Here is a 20,607-nt window from a genome sequence, read left to right as displayed (position 1 = left end):
TAGAGGACGCGGGCACGGGGTCGGGTCGCCCGCTCCGGCCGGAGACGACGAAGGGCCCCTCCTCGCCGCCTCGAGGAAGGGCCCTTCGTCGTTCAGGGACTAGAGAGTGTCAGTGACTAGTTGGCCTGGCTGGTGTTGACGACGCCGTTGACACCGGCGGGGAAGAATCCACCGGAGGTCGCGGCCTTGCTGTTCAGGTAGACGACGTTGAGGACCTGGCCGGGGTTGCGGCTGAAGGCGATGCCGTTGGCGTCGGTGGGCTGGATGTTGGCCTGCCCGTCGACCTTGACGCCCTGGTCGTCGTCGGTGGGGCCGTCGAGGCTGTCGCGCGCGTCGGACAGCTTGCCCGCCTGCACGTCGAGACCGGCGCTGTAGATCGCCGAGCGGATGGCACCGGCGTGGTACGCCTCCACCGCGAGGATGCCGGCGGCCGCCTCCAGGTAGAGCTTCGACTGGATGAGGGGGGCAGCGCCCTTGTAGGCGGTGACTCCGACGTCCTCGAAGACGAAGGCGCCGAGCAGGAAGTTCTGCTCGTTGAGGAACGGGTCGAACGTGCCGCCCGCGGGGATGAGGCCGGCCGCGGCTGCCGCCGCGTTGAAGCTGGCCTCGAGGTTGATGGAGGGGCGGGCGACGGCGGCAGCGCCGAGCTGGCCGCGGAGGAACTTGACGTGCGCCTTCTCGTCGTTGGCGACCTCGCGGGCGAAGGACTTCAGCCACGGGGTCTTGAACGGGACGGCGCGGCCGCCCTTGACGCCGCCGAGCTTGCCGGTGCCGCCGGTGTCGCTGCTCGCGAGGCCGGAGCCGGTGACGGCGCGGAGGTAGAACTCGGCCTCGAGGTACTCGAGGTTGAGCGCGAAGTTGAGGACGGCGGCGTCGCCGGGGCCCTCAGCGGCGACCTCTTCGGCCGAGGCGGCGGGGGCGGAGGCCAGGGCCGCCGCGCCGATGCCGAGTCCGGCGACGCCGGTGGCCTCGAAGAAGCGGCGACGGTCGAGAGCCGTCTCCGAGCTCCTGACGATCGCGTTGCGGATGAATGTGGTGTCGAACATGTGCGCATCTCCAGTGATAGGCGGTTGGCCGGGCTGACGGACTGTGCCGCGACAGCGCGAAACTACGCCCGGAATCGGGGCGCTGCCTAGCGGAATCGGGCGATCCAGATTGCGCATGTGTTCATCCGGTCTGAACCAATCCGGGGCGCCCGCCGCTCCGAACACGTCGTGGATGGCAGTTCTGCGGGGCACCTGATCAGCCGCCCGTTCCGGGGTCCCTCGGCCAGTGTCGGCGGCCGCGGTTAGCATCGCTGCGTGTCGTCCGCCGTCCCCGCTCCCGTGCCGTTCCTGGCCACGGTCTACGCGCCCGCCGTGCCGGTGAGCCTCGCGCTCACCCTCCGCACGCTGCTGCGCGGCTCGGGCGACCCGACGATGCTCATCGACGCGACCGGCTTCTGGCGCGCCTTCCGCACGCCGCTCGGCCCCGGCACGCTGCACCTGCGGCAGGCGGCCGACGGCGCCGTGCACGCGCGGGCCTGGGGCGAGGGCGCGGAGTGGCTGATCGATCACGTGCCCGAGCTGCTCGGCCACGGCGACGACTGGAGCGCGCTCGATCTCTCCGCGCACGGTCCGCTGGCCGAGGTGCTGCGCCGCTCGGCGGGGCTGCGGCTGACCCGGGCGAACCTCGTCTTCGAGATGCTGGCGCCCTCGATCCTGGAGCAGAAGGTCACCAGCACGGAGGCGTGGCGCGCCTACCGCGCGCTGGTGCGGCTGCACGGCGAGCCGGCTCCCGGGCCGGTGCCGCTGCACGTGGCGCCGTCGGCCGAGCAGTGGCGCCGGGTCCCGTCCTGGGACTGGCACCGGGCGGGTGTCGACCCGCGGCGCTCGCGCACCGTGCTCACGGCGGCGCTGGTGGCGAAGGGGCTCGAGCGCACGCTGGCGCTCGGCCGCGGCGGCGAGGTCGTGGCGCAGCGCCTGCAGTCGGTGCCCGGCATCGGGCCGTGGACGGCGTCCGAGGTGATGATGCGGGCCCACGGCGACCCGGACGCGGTGAGCGTGGGCGACTACCACCTGGCCGCGGCGGTCGGCTTCGCGCTGACCGGGCGCCTCGGGGTCGACGACGACGGGATGCTCGAGCTGCTCGAGCCGTGGCGCGGGCACCGGCAGCGGATCATCCGCCTGATCGGGACGAGCGGCGCGCGCAAGCCGCGGCACGGCCCGCGGATGACGATCCAGGACCACCGGTGGCACTGACCCGCCGGGTGCTCTGAGGCGGTTCCGCTCTCAGGCGCCGAGCGCCTCCAGCACCGCCATCGCCGCGTTCTGGCCGCCGATCCCGGAGACCCCGCCGCCGCGGCGCGCGCCCGCGCCGCAGAGCAGCACCCGCGGGTGCTCGGTGGCCACGCCCCAGCGCTGGGCGGGGGTGTCCAGCGGCTCGTCGTCCTCCGCGAACGGCCAGGACAGCGGTCCGTGGAAGATGTGGCCGCCGGGCAGGCCGAGGCTCTCCTCCAGGTCGCGGGTCGTGCGCGTCTCGATGCAGGGGTTCCCGTCGGCGTCCAGGAGCAGCAGCTCGCGGATCGGCTCGGCGAGCACGGAGTCGATCGAGTCGAGGATCGCGGTCTCGAGCTGCTCGCGCGTCGGAGCGTCGTCGCCGGTCAGCAGCCGGTCGGGGACGTGCAGGGCGAAGACGGTGAGCGTGTGCGCGCCGCTCGCGGCGAGTTCCGGGGAGAGGATCGTCGGATCGGTCAGCGAGTGGCAGTAGATCTCGCAGGGGATCGGCGAGGGCACGCGGCCCTGCTCCGCGGCGCGGTGGGCCTCGTCGAGCTGGCGGTAGCCCTCGTTGACGTGGAAGGTGCCACCGAAGGCCGCCTCCGGGGCGACGCTCTCGTCGCGCAGGCGCGGCAGGCGGCGCAGCACCAGGTTCACCTTCACCTGGGCGCCCTCGGGGCGGACGGCCTCCGGGCGCACGGTCTCGGGGCGCAGGGCCTCGCCGCCGCCGCTCAGCAGCCGGTCGAGGACGAACGGGGCGACGTTCGAGAGCACGAACCGCGCCCGCACCCGCCGACTGCGCGGTCCGCGGCGGTAGACGACGTCGCCGGCCGGGTCGACGCTCGTCACCTCGGCGCCGGTCAGGATCCGGGCGCCGGCGTTCCGGGCCGCCCGCTCCAGCGCGCCCGAGACGGCGCCCATGCCGCCGACCGGGACGTCCCAGTCGCCGGTGCCGCCGCCGATCACGTGGTAGAGCAGGCAGCGGTTCTGCGCGAGGTCGGCGTCGCCGGCCCCGGCGAAGGTGCCGATCAGCGCGTCGGTGAGCAGGACGCCGCGCGCCGCGTCGCCGGCGATGTTGTGCTCGATCACCTCGCCGATCGGCCGCTCGATCATCGCCCGCCAGATCGCGTCCTCGCCGACGAGCCGCCGCGCCTCCTCCCGGCGCAGCAGCGGCTGGGTGAGGGTCGGCCAGAGGGCGCGCGCCAGCCGCGAGGTGTGCCGGGAGAAGTCGGCGAAGGTCTCGGCGTCCTCCGGCGTGCCCATCCGCGCGAAGGAGTCCGCGGTCGCCAGGGCGTCGCCGGTGTCGACGAGCAGCCCGCGCGTCGGATCGGCAGGGTCGGGCGTGTAGGAGGAGTAGTGGCGGCGCACGAGCGGCACGTCGACCCGCAGATCGGCGAGGATCGACGGCGGCAGGAGGCTGACGAGGTAGGAGTAGCGGCTGAGCCGCGCCTCGACGCCGCGGAACGGGTACTCCGAGACGGTCGCGCCGCCCGCGCGCGCACCGCGCTCGAGGACGAGGACGTCGAGTCCGGCTTGGGCGAGGTAGGCCGCCGCGACCAGGCCGTTGTGACCGGCGCCGACGATCACGACGTCGACCGAGGGATCGACCGCGGCGGGGGTGTCGGAGCGCAGCGGGCCGGGCGCGGTGCCGCTGCGCTCGGAGAGGTCTCGGGTGCGGTGCCTGTCGCGTCGGGCCATGGTTCCCAGTCTGGCGCGCGGCGGTCAAGGCTCGTCGCTGCGCAGCGCCTCCGTGACGAACTCGCGCAGGGAGAAGAGGATCTCCTCGCTCGAGCGGCCGCTCGCCTCGACGAGGCGGCCGGTCAGCCAGGTGAGGCAGATGACCGCGGCGCCGGCGACGTCCGAGGAGGTGGGCACGACGACGCCGTCCTCGTCCAGCACGCCGTTCTCGATCGGGCTCAGCGCGCGCTCGAGGACGGCGCGGTTGACGGTGCCGGTCGCCTCGCCGTCGTAGGACGCGGAGCTGTCGATCAGGGCCTGCGCGGCGATCATCGCGGCGCGGGGGATGGGCAGCGGATCCATCGGGGTCTCCGATCGCGAGCGGGAGTGTCGGGTGCGCCCATGGTGCTCCTCCGCCGGGCTCGCGTCCATCGCCCCTTGACGGCGTCGTCCACAGCGGCAGTTCTCCGTCGAGTGTCCACAGACGGGGCGACACGACCGGCCGTCGCACCGGCTCGGGCATAGCCTCGGGGGATGGAGAAGTCGACGCCCTCAGCCGTGCCCGGGAACGACCCGGAGCAGGACGAGACGATCGACCCGCAGGACCGGACGGAACCGCAGGACCCGACGGACGAGACGACCGAGCCGGACGAGCCGACCGAGCACGACGAGCCGGTCGAGCACGACGAGAAGATCGACCGCCACGCCCTGAGCGAAACCGGCCAGTACCAGACCGGAATGGCGCTGCGGCTGCCCCGGCAGAAGCCCGAGTTCGACGTCGAGGCGCCGATCCTGTCGCGCGTCGAGGCGCTGGTGCGCCGCTGGCTGGTGCGCAGCCGGGCGTTCCCGGTCGACCCCGCGGCGCAGCGCCTCGCCGGTGTCCTGCAGGATCCGAACGGTCTCGACTTCACGGTCGGCTTCGTCGACGGGGTCGCCCGCCCGGAGGACCCGGTGGTCGCGGCCGAGAACCTCGCCGCGCTGACCGCGAAGACCCCCGCGTTCCTCCCCTCCTACCTGCGCGCCGCGGTCGCGACCGGCGGCGCCGTCGGCCCGGTGCTGCCGTGGGTCGTCGTCCCGGCGGCCCGCCAGGTGCTGCGCCGGATGGTGGGCCACCTCGTCGTCGACGCCTCCGACGCCCGGCTCGGCTCGGCGATCCGCCGGCTGCGCGAGGGCGGCGACCGCCTCAACCTCAACCTGCTCGGCGAGGCCGTGCTCGGCGAGCGCGAAGCCGACCGGCGCCTCGAGGGCACCCGGCGGCTGCTCGAGCGCGACGACGTCGACTACGTGAGCATCAAGGTCTCCAGCATCGCCAGCCAGCTCTCGATGTGGGCGTTCGACGAGGCCGTCGACCGCGTCGTGCAGCGGCTGACCCCGCTCTACCAGTTCGCTGCGGCGAGCCCGGAGCCCAAGTTCATCAACCTCGACATGGAGGAGTACAAGGACCTCGACCTCACAGTCGCGGTGTTCCGCCGTCTCCTCGAGCAGCCGGGGATGCAGCAGCTCGAGGCCGGCATCGTGCTGCAGGCGTACCTCCCCGACGCCCTCGGCGTGCTGGCCTCGCTGACGGAGTGGGCGACCGAGCGCCGGCGGCTCGGCGGAGCGCCGATCAAGGTCCGCGTGGTGAAGGGCGCGAACCTCGCGATGGAGCGGGTGGACGCGGCGATCCACGACTGGCCGCTCGCGACGGTCGGCAGCAAGGCCGAGGCCGACACGAACTACAAGCGGCTGCTCGACTACGCGCTGCGGCCCGAGCGGACGGACGCGGTCCGGATCGGCGTGGCCGGTCACAACCTCTTCGACATCGCCTGGGCCTGGATCACCGCGAACGAGCGCGGCGTCGCCGACGCCGTCGACATCGAGATGCTGCTCGGCATGGCGACCGGTCAGGCGCGCGCCGTCCGCGAGGACGTCGGCCGGCTCCTGCTCTACACGCCGGTCGTGCACCCGCGCGAATTCGACGTCGCGATCTCGTACCTGATCCGCCGCTTGGAGGAGAACTCCAGCCCGGAGAACTTCCTCTCGGCCGTCTTCGAGCTCGAGGACGAGAGCGTGCTGCAGCGCGAGCTCGGCCGCTTCCGCGCCTCGCTCGAGGCGCTCGACGACACGGTGCCGACCCCGAACCGCACCCAGGACCGCCTCCGCGAGTGGTCGTCCGGCTCCGGCCTCCGCCTCGTGCGCGAGCACGCCGGCGCCGGCGCCCGCGTGCAGGACCCCGCCGCCGAGGGTCTCACCGAGGCGGTGCTGGGGCTGCGCCGCGGCTCCGGGGCCAGCGCGGCGACCAGCGCCTTCCGCAACGAGCCCGACACCGACCCGGCGCTGCCGGGCAACCGCCGCTGGGCCCGGCTGATCACCGATCGCATCGCGCGATCGACCATCGGCACCCTCGCGGCCGACCGCGCCCGGATCACCGACGCGGCGGAGCTGCAGGAGCTGCTGCGCCGGGTCGCGCTCCGGGCGGAGCGCTGGGGCGAGCGCCTCGGCTACGACCGCGCCGCGATCCTCGACCGCGCGGGCCTCGTCCTCGCGGCCAACCGCGACCGGCTGATCGAGGTGATGGCCTCCGAGACCGGCAAGACGGTCGCCGAGGCCGACCCCGAGGTGTCCGAGGCGATCGACTTCGCCCACTACTACGCCACCCGCGCCCGCGAGCTGGACGCCGTCGGCGGCGCGACCTTCGTGCCCGAGCGGGTGACCGTGGTCGCGCCGCCGTGGAACTTCCCCGTCGCGATCCCGGCCGGCTCGATCCTCGCGGCGCTCGCCGCGGGCTCCGGAGTCGTCGTCACGCCGGCCCCGCAGGCCCGGCGCTCGGCCGCGGTGCTCGTGGAGGCGCTCTGGGACGCCGGGATCCCGCAGGACCTCGTCGCGCTCGTCGACCTCGACGAGGAGACGCTCGGCCGCGCCCTGATCACCGACCCGCTGGTCGACCGGGTGCTGCTCACCGGCTCCTACGAGACGGCGAAGCTCTTCCGCTCCTGGCGCCCCGACCTGCCGCTGCTCGCCGAGACCAGCGGCAAGAACGCGATCGTCGTCACCCCGCACGCGGACTACGACCTCGCCGTCGCCGACATCGTGCGGAGCGCCTTCGGGCACGCCGGGCAGAAGTGCTCGGCCGCCTCCCTGGTGATCCTCGTCGGCTCGGTCGCCCGCTCGAAGCGGTTCCGCGCGCAGCTGGTCGACGCCGTGACGTCCCTCCGCGTCGGCTGGCCGAGCGACCCGGCCGCCGCGATGGGCCCGCTGATCGAGAAGCCGACCGGCAAGCTCGCGCACGCGCTGACCACCCTCGGTGCGGGGGAGTCCTGGCTCGTCGAGCCGAAGCGCCTCGACGACACCGGGCGGCTGTGGTCACCGGGCGTGCGCGAGGGCGTCACCGAGAACAGCTACGCCCACCTCACCGAGTTCTTCGGCCCGGTGCTCGGCATCATGCACGCCGCGACCCTCGAGGACGCGATCCGCCTGCAGAACGCCACGGACTACGGCCTCACCGCCGGGCTGCACTCGCTGCACTCGGACGAGCTCGCGCTCTGGCTCGACTCGGTCGAGGCCGGCAACCTCTACGTCAACCGCGGCATCACCGGGGCGATCGTCCGCCGCCAGCCGTTCGGCGGCTGGAAGCGCTCCTCGGTCGGCGGCGGCGCGAAGGCCGGCGGCCCGAACCACCTGATCGGGCTCGGCTCGTGGAAGCCCTCGCCGGCCCGCCCGTCGACGACCCTGCACCTCCGGGGCCTCGACGACCGCGCCCGGCAGTTCATCGAGGCCGCGCAGTCCTCGCTCCAGTTCGAGCAGTTCGACCTGCTGCGCCGCTCCGCGCTCTCGGACCAGCTCGCCTGGGCGACCGAGTTCGGCGTCGTCACCGACATCTCGAAGGTCGGCGTGGAGCGCAACCTGTTCCGCTACCTCCGGGTGCCGGTCGCCGTGCGGCTGGCCGACGGCGGCGACCTCGGCGAGCTCCTCCGCGTCATCGCCGCCGCGCTGCTCGTGCGAGCGCGCCTGGACGTGTCGACGTCGATCCCGCTGCCGCCCAAGGTCGCCGGGATGCTCGCCGGCGACGAGCTGCTCGAGATGGCGGGCCTGGCGCCGAAGGTGGTCGTCGAGTCGGACGCGCAGTGGCTCGCCCGCGCCGCGGCCGGCCGGATCACCGCCTCGCGGATCCGGATCGTCGGCGACATCGTCTCGGACCGGGTCGACGAGTTCGGCGGACCCCAGGGCGGCACCGCGCCGTCGCTCGGCCCGGACTCCTCGATCGAGGCGCTGCAGAGCGTCCGCGACTCCACCCGCTCCTTCACCGACGTGGTCAGCGGGATGACCCGCGGCAGCACCGGCAAGCCCGTCCCGCTCGTGCGCGCGGACGGCTCGCGGGTGCCGCTGTCGACGGCGCTCGCCGAGGCGCTCGGCGGCTCGCCCGACGTCGCCATCTACGCCGACCCCGTCACTCCGGCCGGCCGCGTGGAGCTGCTGCCCTTCCTCCGGGAGCAGTCGATCTCGATCACCAACCACCGCTTCGGGGCGCCGATCGACCTGTCCGACGACGTCGTCTGAGCTTGATTCCGAGCCGCCCCCTGTGCGGCTCGGCGCGGTCGGCTCGCGAGGGGGGCGTGTTCCAGGGAGCGGGGTGCGTTCGGCTTCGTGGATTCGCTGGCACGCGAATCCGCGGATCGCCTCGTGCGTGGTCGTCGATCTCGGAGGCGGGACGTCGCACAGTCCTGCTCGCTTGCTTACTTGTCGCGGCAACAAAGCGGTAGGGTGGGGGGATGGATGACGGGGGAGCGGCGGGTGCCGACGGTACGCGCTGGCTCACGCAGGAGCAGCTGGCGGCGTGGCTGCGGTTCGTCGCGGTGGTCGAGCTGCTGCCCGGCGCGCTCGACACCCAGCTGCAGCGCGACGCCGGGCTGACGCACTTCGAGTACATGACGCTCGCGATGCTGTCGGAGGCACCCGACCGGGCCCTGCGGATGACCACGCTCGCCGCCCGCACCAACGCCACCCTCCCGCGGCTCTCGCACGTCGTCACCCGGCTCGTCGCCCGCGGCTATCTGGAGCGCCGGCCGTGCCCGACCGACGGGCGCGCGACCAACGCGGTGCTCACGGATGCCGGGCTGCAGAAGATCGTCGACACCGCCCCGGGTCACGTCGCGACGGTGCTCGCCGACGTCATCGACCCGCTCGACGCGGAGCAGATCCCGCAGCTCGCCGACATCATGACGCGGATGCTCACCCGCCTGGATCCAGAGGGTCGGATGACCGTCGACGCCGTGCGCTCGGCGCTCGGCGATCCCGGCCGGCAGGACGGCGAGGACCCGGCCGACCGCGACTGCTGAGCCCCTGGCGGCCATCCCCATCGCGTGCCATCCTCGTCCCGTGCGCTACACGACGACGCTCTTCCAGATCGGCAACAACACCGGCATCGAGGTGCCGCCCGAGGTGCTCGACGCGCTCGGCGGCGGCAAGCGGCCCGCGGTGATCGTCGTCGTCAACGGCTACGCCTTCCGAGGCACGATCGGTGCGATGGGCGGCCGTGCGCTGATCTCCTTCTCGTCGGAGAAGCGCGCCGCGTCGGGTCTTGCCGGCGGGGACGCGATCGAGGTCGACCTCGAGCTCGACTCCGCCCCGCGCACGGTCGCCGTGCCGGAGGACCTCGCCGCCGCGCTGAGCGCGGCCGGGGCCACCGCCGCCTTCGACGCCCTCTCGCCGAGTGCGCGGAAGGCCCACGTCACCGCCGTCGAGGGCGCGAAGGCCGCTGAGACGCGGGCGCGCCGCGTCGCTGCGGTCGTCGCGAAGCTCGACTTCTGACGCCGGTGGATCTCGATACGCCCGCTGCGCGGGCTACTCGATCAGCATGAATGCCGCTGGGCGGGCTCCTGCACCACGACGGCGGAGGGGTGGGGCGTCCGCCCCCGGAGTAGTCACAGCGGCTGACGCGCGGTGCGTCATGCGGTCGATAGGCTGCCGATCGGCGCGCCACGGGGGAGTGCCGCAGGGCGCACGGGCGCCGGAGTCGGGGGACAGACATGGGTGCGGTTCGACGATGGGTGTTCCCGATCCTCTGGCTGGTGGTCATCGGGGCCGTCGCGGTCGCGCTGGTCAAGATCGCGTTCTTCCCGGACGGGTCCGCTGAGGCCGACCCGACCGTCCCCACCGGTGAGCTGACCGAGCCGACCGTCGTCGTCGGCCGCGGCACCGTCACCAACGACCTCACGCTGCAGGGCACCGTCGCCGCCGACCCGGCCGTGCCGGTCAAGGCGACCGCCGTCGGCACCGTCGACGACGTCTACATCACCCAGGGCGCGACCGTCGCCTCGGGCGACCTGATCTACGACATCCGCGTCGAGACCGTGCGCGATCCCGTCGAGACCACCGGTGCCGACGGCCTGGTCACCGTCACCCAGCCGCCGCCCTCCGTCCGCTTCGAGCGCGTCTACGCGCCGGCCGCCGGCGTGCTCAGCGCCCTCGGCGTCATCCACGACCAGGCCGTCGCGGTCGGCGAGGTCACGGGCCAGGTCGCCCCGCCGACCTACGCCGTCACCGGCTCGATCGACGCCGAGCAGCTCTACCGGATCCAGAACCGGCCGACCGAGGCGCAGATCGCCGTCACCGGCGGGCCGGCCGCCTTCACCTGCACCGGGCTCACCATCACCACCCCGCTCGCCGGCGAAGGCGAGACGCCCGCGGGCGAGACCGGCGGCACGGGCGCGACCGGCGGATCCGGCACCAGCTTCCGCTGCCAGGTCCCGGGCGAGGTGACCGTGTTCCCCGGCCTCGCCGCCACCGTCACCCTCGCGGGCGGCCTCGCCGAGAACGTGCTCGTCGTGCCGACCACCGCCGTCGAGGGCACCACCGAGTCGGGCGTCGTCTACCGCCTCGCCGAGGACGGCTCGACCGAGGAGGTCCCGGTCACCCTCGGCCTCACCGACGGGATCAGCATCGAGGTCACCGGCGGCGTGGACGAGGGCGCCGAGATCCTGCAGTTCGTGCCGGGCGCCGCCGCGGGCGAGGGCGAGCAGCTCGAGGGGAACTGCGTGCAGAACGCCGACGGCTCGGTGTACTGCTCGTGACGGACGGGCTCGTGACCGACGGGAAGCGCACGATCCTGCGGCTCGAGGGGATCCGCAAGGTCGTCCCCCTGCCCGACGCACCCCCGCTGACGATCCTCGACGGCGTCGACCTGGAGGTCGGCGAGGGCGACCACGTCTCGGTCGTCGGCCGCAGCGGCTCCGGCAAGTCGACGCTCCTGAACATCCTCGGCCTGATCGACGAGCCGACCGAGGGGCGGATGCTGCTCGAGGGGAAGCCCACCGAGTCGCTCTCCTCGCGGGCCCGCGCGCGGATCCGCGGCGGCAGCATCGGCTTCATCTTCCAGCAGTTCAATCTGCTCGAGGGCCGCACCGCCCGCGAGAACGTGATGACGCCGCTGCTCTACGCGACCGGCACCGAGTTCTGGCGGCGGGCGTCGCTGGCCGCCGAGATGCTGGAGCGGGTCGGGCTGGGGCACCGGGTCGACTCGATGCCCGGCCGGATGTCCGGCGGCGAGCAGCAGCGGATCGCCATCGCGCGCGCTCTCGTCCGCCGTCCGCGGCTGATCCTCGCCGACGAGCCGACCGGCGCGCTCGACACCGACACCGGGGAGAGCGTGATGAGCCTGCTCGACGAGATCGCCCAGGAGTCCGGCTCGGCCCTGGTCACCATCACCCACGACCCGGCGATCGCGGCGCGCGCCGAGCGGCACTACCGGCTCGACCACGGCAGGCTCAGCGCCTCGACGTCCGCGACCGCCGCCCCCGCGACGAGCTCGGGGCGGCACTGATGGGCGGCCTCACCGGCGTCGTCGGCGCGATCGTCGAGGCGTGGACCGAGCTGCGGATCCACCGCGGCCGCGTGCTGCTCTCGCTGATCGGCGTGGCGGTGGCCGTCGCGGCGCTCACCGGTGTCGTCGCCGCGGGCGGGATCGCCCGGCAGGCGAACATCGAGGTCTCGGAGCGCAGCGGCGGCCGGCCCGCGAGCCTCTACATCAGCGCCTACACGACCGGCCCCGAGGGCGTCGTCGACCCGGTCGTGATGCAGAACGCCTGGGAGAAGGTGCTCGAGCGCTACCGCATCGACTACGCGAGCCGCACGACCTACGGCGGCACCCGCGTCCAGTTCACCGACGGCGCGGTCGACGTCGGGATCACCGCGGTCGACCAGCCCTACGCGGAGATGCACCGGGTGGAGCTGACGAGCGGCAGCTGGTTCGCCGAGGGCGACGAGCGGCGGCTCGCTCCCGCTCTCGTGATCAACGAGGTCTTCTGGGACCGCCTCGGGCGCCCGGACCTGCGGACCCACCCGACCGCGACCCTCCTCGGCGGCGAGCACGACACGACCGCGGTCGTGATCGGGGTGACGCCCTCGAACCAGTACGACACCACTCCGAGCGCGATGATGCTCGTCGACGCCTACTCGGCCGTCGCGCCCGAGGCGGACCCCGCGTTCGGCGGGCCGCAGCTGCCGAACTACGAGATGTGGGTGCCGCTCGAGATCGCGGACCCGCTGATCGAGGCCGTCAAGCGCGACGTCACCGCGGCCCTCGGCCCGGGCTTCGAGGCGGACGTCTACCGGCAGGACTACCTCAGCTACGACTCCGACCCGTTCGCGGTGCTGACCTGGGTGATCGGCGGTGTCGCCGGCCTCGTGCTGGCGCTCGGCGCGCTCGGACTGCTCAACATCGCGCTCGTCACCGTGCGGCAGAGGATCCGCGAGATCGGCATCCGGCGCAGCTTCGGCGCCTCCTCGGGGCGGATCTTCTTCTCGATCATGATGGAGAGCGTCGTCGCGACGGTCGTCGCCGGCGTGGTCGGCGTGACGATCGCGGTGATCCTGGTGACGAACCCGTGGACGGTCGCGCTCGTCAAGGAGAACGGGATCAGCGACATCCCGCCGTTCCCGGTCGAGGCGGCGCTGCTGGGGCTCGGGGCGGCGACGCTCGTGGGCGCGCTGGCCGGGCTCGTGCCCGCGATCGTGGCGGTCCGGGTGAAGGTGATCGACGCGATCCGGTACTGAGCTCCGGAGGCGCGTGCCGGCTCAGGGCAGGGTGAGCACCAGCTCGTCGCCGTCGCGCTCGACGCCCGCGTCGGAGTAGTGCGGGATCCGCGGGAGCCCGCGGGTGGTCTCGGACTCGTGCGCGCCGACGACGACGACGCGCATGCCGGCGGCGAGACCCGCGAGGATCCCGGCCTCGGCGTCCTCGAAGACGACCGCGTCGGCCGGGTCGACCCCGAGGAGTCCGGCGGCGGCGAGGTAGCCGTCGGGGGCCGGCTTGCCGTGCACGACGTCGTCGGCGGTGACGACGGCGGCGGGGGAGGGGACGCCGGCGGCGGCGAGGCGACCGGCGGCCAGCGCCGGGCTGGCGGACGTGACCAGCGCGACGCGGTCGCGGGGGAGCGCGGCGAGGAAGGCGACGGCGCCGGGGATCTCCACCGTCCCCTCGGTGTGCTCGAGCTCGTAGGCGTTCAGCTCGTCGACGATCCCGGCGACGTCGCTGCCCGCGGGAGCGAAGCGGCGGACGCTGTCCTCCGCGCGGACACCGTGCACGGCGCCCAGGACGACGGCGGGGTCGAGGGCGAAGCGCTCGGCGAAGGAGCGCCAGATCGTCTCCACGATCGCGGTGGAGTCGACGAGGGTGCCGTCCATGTCGAAGAGCAGGGCGCGGGCGCGGAGGAGGTGCGGCATCCGTCCATCCTGGCGGAGGCGGGCGCACGGCGTCCGCTCAGGCGCGGCAGAGGTCGTGGCAAGGCCGCGCCCAGGTGCGACCGGGGATCGCGGCGATACGCTCGTCTCCGACGGCGGGCAGAGCGCCCGAAGGGGAGCGGAGGACGCGATGACGGACGACCAGGGCGGCAACGAGCACGGCGACGACCGGAACGGCGAGCAGGAGCGGGGCGCTGCCTCGGCCTCCGGACCGCGCGCCGGCTGGTACCCGGATCCCGCGGGCTCGCCGCGCCAGCGCTGGTGGGACGGCCAGGGCTGGACCGACTCGCTGCGCGATGCCCCTGCCGCGGCTCCCGCCGCCCCGACCCCTCCCGCCGCCCCGACCCCTCCCGCTGCCCCGACCCCTCCCGCTGCGCAGAACGCACCGCAGCCGCCCGCGGCGCCGCAGGCGCCGATCGTGCCGCCCGTTTCCGGCCCCGCCTACGGCGAGACCTCGAGCGGCCAGGCCACGAGCTACGGTCAGTCGGCGTCCGGTCAGTCGGCGCCCGAGCGCGAGATCCCGCAGCAGCCGCGGTACGGCGAGCAGACGCCGCAGCAGCCGTACGCTCAGCAGCCGCAGTACAGCCAGCAGCCCCAGTACGGCCAGCAGCCGCCGCAGGAGTACAGCCAGCAGTACCCGCAGCAGTACGGCCAGCAGCCCGGCCAGCAGCCCGCCTACGCCGGCCGCCCCGCGCCGCAGCCGCGCGACCCGAGCATCGTCACCAGCACCCCGTGGATCTGGGTCGTCGTGCTCCTGCCGCTGCTGTCGGCGCTGTCGATCTTCCTGCTCTCGCCGGGGGCCATCGCCGACTCGGCGGTCTCGTCGACCTACGGACCGCGAGCCTCGATGGGGATGTCGACCGCCTACCTCGTCGGGCTCGGCGCCGTCCAGGTCGTCGGCTTCCTGATCTACGCGGCCGAGGTCGTCTTCGCGTTCCTCGACTACCGGCAGCTGAAGAAGGCCGGCGTGCAGCGCCCGTTCCACTGGGCCTGGGCGTTCCTCGCCGCTCCGTACGTCTACGTGATCGGGCGCAGCGTCGTCGTGAAGCGCGTGACCGGCGGGGGCCTGCTGCCGCTGTGGATCTTCCTCGGCGTGGTGGCGGTCTCCTTCATCATCGCGATCGGCTGGACCGCGGCGCTGTTCTCGGAGATGATGCAGACGTTCCCGAGCTCGGGACTCTGATCCTTCGCGGGACTCTCGCCCGCTGAGATCCGCGAGACCGGGGGAGGCCCACTGTGATCAACGGCGACGTGTCGTTCTGGTGGGCCTCCCTCGGTCGTTCCACGCCCCGGGCCGCGCTTCCCGGTCCGCTCGATGTCGACGTCTGCATCGTCGGCGCCGGCTACACCGGCCTGTGGACGGCGTACTCGCTCGCGAAGGCCGACCCGTCGCTGCGGATCGCGATCCTCGAGCAGCGCTTCGCCGGCTTCGGCGCCTCCGGTCGCAACGGCGGCTGGCTGACCAACGAGATCACCGGCGGCGTCGCCTCCTACTCCCGGACCCACGGGAGCGAGGCGGTCGACCGCTTCCAGCTCGCGATGAACGAGACGGTCGACGAGGTGATCGCGGCCGCGGCCGCCGAGGGGATCGACGCCGACATCGTCAAGGGCGGCGAGTTCCAGGTGGCGCGCGGCGAGGCGCAGCGGGCCCGGCTCCTGGCCACCGCGGCGGCGGCCCGTGCCCGCGCTCACACCGACGTCGAGCTGCTCGACGAGCGGGAGACGACCGCGCGGATCGCGGTCAGCGGCGCGTCGGCGGGCCTCTGGCACCCGCACTGCGCGCGCCTGCACCCCGCGAAGCTCGCGGCCGGGCTCGCCCGCACGGTCGAGGCGCTGGGCGTGCGGATCTTCGAGGACACCCGGGTGGAGGAGATCCGACCCGGCGCGGCCGTCACACCCCGCGGGGTCGTCCGCGCGCCGATCGTGCTGCGCGCGACCGAGGGCTTCACCGCCGGGCTCTCCGGCCACCACCGCGAGTGGCTGCCGATGAACTCGTCGCTGATCGCGACCGAGCCGCTCGCGCCCGAGGTCTGGGACGAGATCGGCTGGGCCGGCCGCGAGACCCTCGGCGACGCGGCGCACGCCTACATGTACGCGCAGCGGACGGCCGACGACCGGATCGCGATCGGCGGGCGGGGCGTGCCCTACCGCTTCGGCTCCCGGATCGACCGGGACGGGGCGACCGACCCGCGCACGGTCGGCCGGCTGCGCGAGATCCTCGAGCGGTTCTTCCCGGTGCTGCGCGGCGTCGGGATCGAGCACGTCTGGTCCGGCGTGCTCGGTGTCCCGCGTGACTGGCACGCGACCGTCGGGCTCGACCGCGCCACCGGTCTCGGCTGGGCGGGCGGCTTCGTCGGCACCGGCGTCACTGCGACGAATCTCGCCGGGCGCACGCTGCGCGACCTCGTGCTCGGCGAGAGCACGGCGCTCACCGAGCTGCCGTGGGTGGGCCACCGGGTGCGGCCGTGGGAGCCGGAGCCGCTGCGCTGGCTGGCGGTCACGTCGCTCTACCGCGCCTACGGCCTGGCCGACGCGGCGGAGGCGCGGGGCCGGGCGACGACGTCACCGCTCGCAACGCTCGCCGACGTGGTCGCGGGCCGCTCGCACTGAGGCGGGAGCGCTCTTGCTAGGCCTCGCCGCGCTGGATCAGGCGGGAGAGCACGATCGCGGAGCGGGTGTGGTCGACGTTCGGCGCGATGCGCACCTTCTCGAGGGCGAGCTCGAGGCTCGGGATGTCGCGCGAGCGGATGTGCACGATCGCGTCGGCCGAGCCGGTGACCGTGCCCGCGTCGACGACCTCGGGGACGGCCGAGAGGATGCGGCGCAGCTCGTCGGGGGCGACCGTGCCGCGGCAGAACAGCTCGACGTAGGCCTCGGTGGCCATGCCGTCGACGGCGGGGTCGACCTTGATCGTGAAGCCGCGGATGACGCCGTCGGCCACCAGCCGGTCGACCCGGCGCTTCACGGCGGACGCGGACAGCCCCACGACACCGCCGATGTCGCCGTAGCCCGCGCGGGCGTTCTGGCGCAGCAGATCGAGGATCTTCCGATCGATGTTGTCCATGCGTCGAGCCTAGGGGCGGGGTCGGAGCCGCGCCGGGCACCCGCGCGATCACGGCGGGTCCGCGCCTGATCACGGCGGGTCTCGATACGCCCTGCGGGGCTGCTCGACCAGCACGAAAGGCGCGCCGGCGCGCACGAGCGCCACATCATGCTGATCGGGCGGGCCGCGGAGCGGACCGCTCCATGCTGATCGAGTAGGCCGCGGAGCGGGCGTACCGAGATCCACCCGCGTCAGACGGACGAGTCTGCAGACCCGCCCTGCTGAGGGCGGCGGGTCTCGATGCGCCCCTGCGGGGCTGCTCGACCAGCATGACTCGGCGCGGGGGAGGGAAGGGTAGCCTTGCCTTCTGCCGAGCGAGGAGAGGGAGGCGCCGCATGCCCGCCTTCCTGGACGAGCTGGGGTTCGCGGAACTGCTCGCGGCGCTGTTCGTCATCGTGCTGGTGCGGGCGCAGGCGACGTACTGGGTCGCGCGGGCGGTCGTCACCGGGGCGGCCTCGCGGCGGTGGGGGCGGTGGCTGGAGTCCCCGGCGCTGAAGCGCGCGTCGGCACTGCTCGCCCGCTACGGCGCGCCCGCGGTCACCGTGAGCTTCCTCACCGTCGGACTCCAGACGATGATCAACGCGGCGGCCGGAGCGGCCCGCATGCGCTTCGGCGTCTACCTGCTTGCGATGCTGCCGGGCTGCGCGGCCTGGGCGCTGATCTACGCGACAGTCGGCTTCGCCGTGCTCTGGGCGGTGATCGGCGCCGCGGCCGGCTCGCCGCTCGGCGTCGCGGTCCTCGTCGCGCTCGCGGCCGCGGTCGTGACGGCGGTCCTGCTGCTCCGCCGGCGCGGCATCGCCCGCTGACAGCCCCGCCAAAGTACCTCGGCACAGCACTGGCCAAAACACCTCGCTCGGCTATATAGTTGCACTCGGTCAATAGTTGACCGCCGTCAACTAGTACCGCCGCATCGCCACCGGTGCCGCACGTGAACAAGGAGCCGTATGTCCCGCGCAGAGCGCACGCGCACTCGAGAAGAGCGCACCACCCCCACCGGCCCCGACGGGGCCATGTCCCACCGCCAGGTGCTCGAATCCCTCAGCGGACTGCTGCTGGGCATGTTCGTCTCGATCCTCGCGGGCACGGTCGTGTCGACCTCGCTGCCGCTGATCATCTCCGACCTCAAGGGCGACCAGAACGCCTACACCTGGGTCGTCACCGCGACGCTGCTCGCGACCACCGTCTCCACCCCGCTCTGGGGCAAGTTCGCCGACCTCTTCAACCGCAAGCTGCTCATCCAGCTCGCGCTCGCGATCTTCGTGATCGGCTCGGCCGCGGCCGGGTTCTCGCAGGACACGAACATGCTGATCGTGTTCCGCGTCTTCCAGGGCCTCGGCGCCGGCGGACTCGCCGCGCTGAGCCAGATCATCATGGCCGACATCATCAGCCCCCGGGAGCGCGGCAAGTACGCCGGCCTCTTCGGCGGCGTGATGGCCATCGGCACCGTCGGCGGCCCGCTGCTCGGCGGCGTCGTCACCGACGCGTTCGGCTGGCGCTGGAACTTCTTCATCGCGCTGCCCGTCGCGATCGTCGCGATCATCCTGCTCCAGGTGACGCTGCGCCTCCCCGCGCACCCCAAGCGCACGGTCAAGATCGACTACCTCGGCGCGGTCCTCATCGCCGGCGGCGTCTCGCTGCTGCTGATCTGGGTCTCGCTGGCCGGCAAGAACTTCGAGTGGGCCTCGTGGGAGACCGCGGTCATGGTCGGCGGCTCCGTCGTGCTGCTGGTCGCCGCGGTGATCACCGAGCTCACCGTCGCCGAGCCGATCATCCCGATGGGGATGTTCAAGAACCGCACCTTCAGCCTCGCCGTCGTGGCGAGCATCTCGGTCGGCGTCTCGATGTTCGGCGTCGCGGTCTTCCTCGCGCAGTACATGCAGCTCTCGCGCGGTGCCACGCCGACCCAGTCGGGTCTGCTGACGATCCCGATGATGGCCGGACTGCTGATCGCGTCCACCATCTTCGGCGGGATCATCTCGCGCACCGGCAAGTGGAAGGCGATCATGGTGACCGGCGGCGTGCTCGCGGTCGTCGGCACCTTCCTGCTCAGCACCCTGCGCTACGACACGAACCTCGTGCTGGTGGGCGTCTTCATGGCGATCCTCGGCGCGGGCCTGGGCATGCTGATGCAGAACCTGGTGCTCGTCGTGCAGAACTCGATCGACATCAAGAACCTCGGCGTCGCGACCAGCGCGGTCACCTTCTTCCGCAGCCTCGGCGGCACCGTGGGCGTCTCGGTGCTGGGCTCGATGCTCGGCACGGTGATCGCCGACCACATCAAGACCGGCATCGCCGGCCTCGCGCCGGCCGACCAGGCGATCGCCGCCCAGGCGCTCGGCAGCGGCACGATCCCGCAGGTCAACACGCTCCCGGACGCCGTGCGCGTCGTGGTCGAGAGCGCCTACGGCATCGGCGTCGGCGACGTCTTCCTCTACAGCATCCCGCTCGCCGTCATCACGCTGATCGCGGTCCTGCTGCTGCCGAACGCGCCGCTCGGCACGATGAACGCCGTGCAGCGCAAGACGGAGCCCTCGGGCGTCGTCGCCGGCGCGGAGGACGCGCTGATCGCGGCCTCCGACGGCCAGGCGGGCCTGCGCCCGGTCGGGCAGAGCGTCCGGAGCGACAGCGCGGTGCACGCGGAGGACGCCGTCCACGACGACAGCTCGCACGGCCGCCACGCGGCTCCCGTCGCCCACGCCCGGCACGCCGCGACCACCACCGGCGCGATCGACGTGGCCGAGCGCCCCTGATGACCGCCGCACCGGCCGTCCCGACCGCCGCCCCGGCGAGCGCGCTGCTCCAGGTCGAGGAGCAGATCACTGCGCTCGCCGTGCAGGTCCGGACGGCCGTGCGCGACGCGGCGGCGAGCATCGACCCCGGGCTCCCGCCGTTCGGGCTGCGGCTGCTCCGGATGCTGGAGCGCTGCGGTCCCGTGCACTCGAGCGTCGCGGCCGAGCGCCTCGGCGTCGACCGCAGCGTGATCAGCCGGCAGATCCGCCAGCTCTGCGCGCTGGAGCTGGTCGGGACCGCCCCCGACCCGGCCGACGGCCGCGCCCGCTTCCTCACGCTCACCGAGCACGGCCGCGAGCGGATGGGGGACCTGGGCGGGCAGCAGCGCCAGCGGATGCAGGAGGCCCTGAGCAGCTGGCCCGAGGCCGATCTGCTCGCCTTCGCCGGCTACCTCGAGCGGCTCACGACCGCGGACTGACCCCGGTCGGCCCGTCGGCCGGCGACCCCACCAGCGCCGCCACGTGCACGACGAAGGCGCGGCGGCGCTCGCGGGTGCCGTCACCCCCGCGCTGGGCGAACGGCGTCAGGTGCCAGATCTCGCAGAGCCCGAGCAGGGCGATGAAGAGGTCCTCCGCCGACCAGCTCGCGTCGACGATCCCCGCCTGCTGCCACTCGAGCACGCGGGCCTCGGGAGCGGGTCGGCTGCCGAGGCGCTCGCCCGCCTCCTCCCAGACGCCGCCGCCCTCGAGTCGTGCCCAGGTGAGCAGGCGGAGGAACTCGGGGCGGTCCCAGACGTGGTCGAACATCCGGCCGGCGAGGTCCGGCAGGTCGGCCGCCTCGGCGAGCAGTGTCGCGTCGAGCGCCTCCAGGGCGCCGACCACGGTCGAGACGAACAGGCCGCGCTTGCCGCCGTAGTAGGCGTAGAGCCGCTCCTTGTTCAGGCCTGCCGCCGCGGCGACCCGGTCGACGCGCGCTCCGGCGAAGCCGTGCTCGGCGAACTCGGCCGTCGCGGCGCGGAGGATGCGCTCGCGGGCGGGGACCGCCGCATCGTGCTCGATCTTCTTCTCGCTCACGCTCACACCTCCGGGCGCTCGAACTGTACACTCGTCGATGCCCAACCAACCA

At 73.5% G+C, this 20,607-nt stretch carries 18 protein-coding genes; 12 read left to right on the top strand and 6 right to left on the bottom strand.

The window, feature by feature from the left end; genetic code table 11:
* Window positions 1-116 precede the first annotated feature (116 nt).
* Window positions 117-1,046 carry a ferritin-like domain-containing protein gene (locus MT353_RS04685; protein ID WP_123701817.1) on the bottom strand — a complete coding sequence of 310 codons (930 nt, stop codon included), beginning with the start codon at window positions 1,044-1,046 and terminating at the stop codon, window positions 117-119.
* 255 nt (window positions 1,047-1,301) lie between these two features.
* On the opposite strand from MT353_RS04685, the gene MT353_RS04680 reads away from it, so the two are divergent.
* Entirely contained in the window at window positions 1,302-2,240 is a 939-nt protein-coding gene (locus MT353_RS04680) for a DNA-3-methyladenine glycosylase (RefSeq protein WP_132434812.1), read from the top strand.
* A gap of 30 nt (window positions 2,241-2,270) precedes the next feature.
* Here MT353_RS04680 and MT353_RS04675 read toward each other — a convergent pair whose 3' ends face one another.
* Together MT353_RS04675 and MT353_RS04670 are read right to left on the bottom strand one after the other, a co-directional pair.
* The gene (locus tag MT353_RS04675) at window positions 2,271-3,953 is read right to left on the bottom strand and encodes an NAD(P)/FAD-dependent oxidoreductase (protein WP_243623704.1); all 1,683 of its coding nucleotides are present in this window, start codon (window positions 3,951-3,953) and stop codon (window positions 2,271-2,273) included.
* A gap of 24 nt (window positions 3,954-3,977) precedes the next feature.
* Window positions 3,978-4,295, bottom strand: a complete 318-nt coding sequence (locus MT353_RS04670) for a hypothetical protein (protein ID WP_123701821.1) — start codon at window positions 4,293-4,295, stop codon at window positions 3,978-3,980.
* A gap of 375 nt (window positions 4,296-4,670) precedes the next feature.
* Here MT353_RS04670 and MT353_RS04665 point away from each other — a divergent pair, with 375 nt between their 5' ends.
* From MT353_RS04665 to MT353_RS04640, 6 genes are all read left to right on the top strand, one after another.
* The gene (locus MT353_RS04665; RefSeq protein ID WP_374204686.1) at window positions 4,671-8,468 is read left to right on the top strand and encodes a proline dehydrogenase family protein; all 3,798 of its coding nucleotides are present in this window, start codon (window positions 4,671-4,673) and stop codon (window positions 8,466-8,468) included.
* Window positions 8,469-8,680: 212 nt separating this feature from the next.
* On the top strand, window positions 8,681-9,247 hold the full coding sequence (locus MT353_RS04660) for a MarR family winged helix-turn-helix transcriptional regulator (RefSeq protein ID WP_159423502.1): 567 nt from the start codon (window positions 8,681-8,683) through the stop codon (window positions 9,245-9,247).
* A gap of 40 nt (window positions 9,248-9,287) precedes the next feature.
* The gene (locus MT353_RS04655; protein ID WP_243623702.1) at window positions 9,288-9,719 is read left to right on the top strand and encodes a DUF1905 domain-containing protein; all 432 of its coding nucleotides are present in this window, start codon (window positions 9,288-9,290) and stop codon (window positions 9,717-9,719) included.
* A 239-nt stretch (window positions 9,720-9,958) separates the two neighbouring features.
* Entirely contained in the window at window positions 9,959-10,981 is a 1,023-nt protein-coding gene (locus tag MT353_RS04650; protein WP_243623701.1) for an efflux RND transporter periplasmic adaptor subunit, read from the top strand.
* 11 nt (window positions 10,982-10,992) lie between these two features.
* Complete coding sequence (locus tag MT353_RS04645) at window positions 10,993-11,730, top strand: ABC transporter ATP-binding protein (protein ID WP_123735562.1); 738 nt, start codon at window positions 10,993-10,995, stop codon at window positions 11,728-11,730.
* Window positions 11,730-12,962 (top strand): ABC transporter permease, encoded by a 1,233-nt coding sequence (locus tag MT353_RS04640; protein WP_132434806.1) that lies wholly within the window; start codon window positions 11,730-11,732, stop codon window positions 12,960-12,962. The genes MT353_RS04645 and MT353_RS04640 overlap by 1 nt, the downstream gene beginning before the upstream one ends.
* A gap of 21 nt (window positions 12,963-12,983) precedes the next feature.
* On the opposite strand, the gene MT353_RS04635 is transcribed toward MT353_RS04640, so the two are convergent.
* Complete coding sequence (locus tag MT353_RS04635) at window positions 12,984-13,631, bottom strand: HAD-IA family hydrolase (RefSeq protein WP_132434804.1); 648 nt, start codon at window positions 13,629-13,631, stop codon at window positions 12,984-12,986.
* 148 nt (window positions 13,632-13,779) lie between these two features.
* Here MT353_RS04635 and MT353_RS04630 point away from each other — a divergent pair, with 148 nt between their 5' ends.
* Together MT353_RS04630 and MT353_RS04625 are read left to right on the top strand one after the other, a co-directional pair.
* A complete protein-coding gene (locus tag MT353_RS04630; protein ID WP_243623700.1) occupies window positions 13,780-14,832 on the top strand; it encodes a DUF2510 domain-containing protein in 1,053 nt (350 codons plus the stop codon).
* Window positions 14,833-14,885: 53 nt separating this feature from the next.
* Complete coding sequence (locus MT353_RS04625) at window positions 14,886-16,259, top strand: FAD-binding oxidoreductase (protein ID WP_243600456.1); 1,374 nt, start codon at window positions 14,886-14,888, stop codon at window positions 16,257-16,259.
* Between the two features lie 16 nt (window positions 16,260-16,275).
* On the opposite strand, the gene MT353_RS04620 is transcribed toward MT353_RS04625, so the two are convergent.
* Window positions 16,276-16,713 carry an Lrp/AsnC family transcriptional regulator gene (locus MT353_RS04620; protein ID WP_055786568.1) on the bottom strand — a complete coding sequence of 146 codons (438 nt, stop codon included), beginning with the start codon at window positions 16,711-16,713 and terminating at the stop codon, window positions 16,276-16,278.
* A 374-nt stretch (window positions 16,714-17,087) separates the two neighbouring features.
* Between MT353_RS04620 and MT353_RS04615 the strand changes: the two genes are divergently transcribed.
* From MT353_RS04615 to MT353_RS04605, 3 genes are all read left to right on the top strand, one after another.
* A complete protein-coding gene (locus MT353_RS04615; protein ID WP_243600457.1) occupies window positions 17,088-17,558 on the top strand; it encodes a DedA family protein in 471 nt (156 codons plus the stop codon).
* Between the two features lie 204 nt (window positions 17,559-17,762).
* Window positions 17,763-19,502 carry an MDR family MFS transporter gene (locus MT353_RS04610; protein ID WP_243600604.1) on the top strand — a complete coding sequence of 580 codons (1,740 nt, stop codon included), beginning with the start codon at window positions 17,763-17,765 and terminating at the stop codon, window positions 19,500-19,502.
* Window positions 19,502-19,960 carry a MarR family winged helix-turn-helix transcriptional regulator gene (locus MT353_RS04605; protein WP_123444897.1) on the top strand — a complete coding sequence of 153 codons (459 nt, stop codon included), beginning with the start codon at window positions 19,502-19,504 and terminating at the stop codon, window positions 19,958-19,960. Before MT353_RS04610 ends, MT353_RS04605 begins: the two co-directional genes overlap by 1 nt.
* Here MT353_RS04605 and MT353_RS04600 read toward each other — a convergent pair.
* A complete protein-coding gene (locus MT353_RS04600) occupies window positions 19,944-20,555 on the bottom strand; it encodes a TetR family transcriptional regulator (RefSeq protein WP_185020073.1) in 612 nt (203 codons plus the stop codon). The genes MT353_RS04605 and MT353_RS04600 overlap by 17 nt on opposite strands.
* Between the last annotated feature and the right edge of the window lie 52 nt (window positions 20,556-20,607).

The organism is Rathayibacter sp. VKM Ac-2927, assembly GCF_022815525.1.
GTDB classification, from domain to species: domain Bacteria; phylum Actinomycetota; class Actinomycetes; order Actinomycetales; family Microbacteriaceae; genus Rathayibacter; species Rathayibacter festucae.
This window is presented reverse-complemented; position numbering and strand designations above follow the sequence as displayed.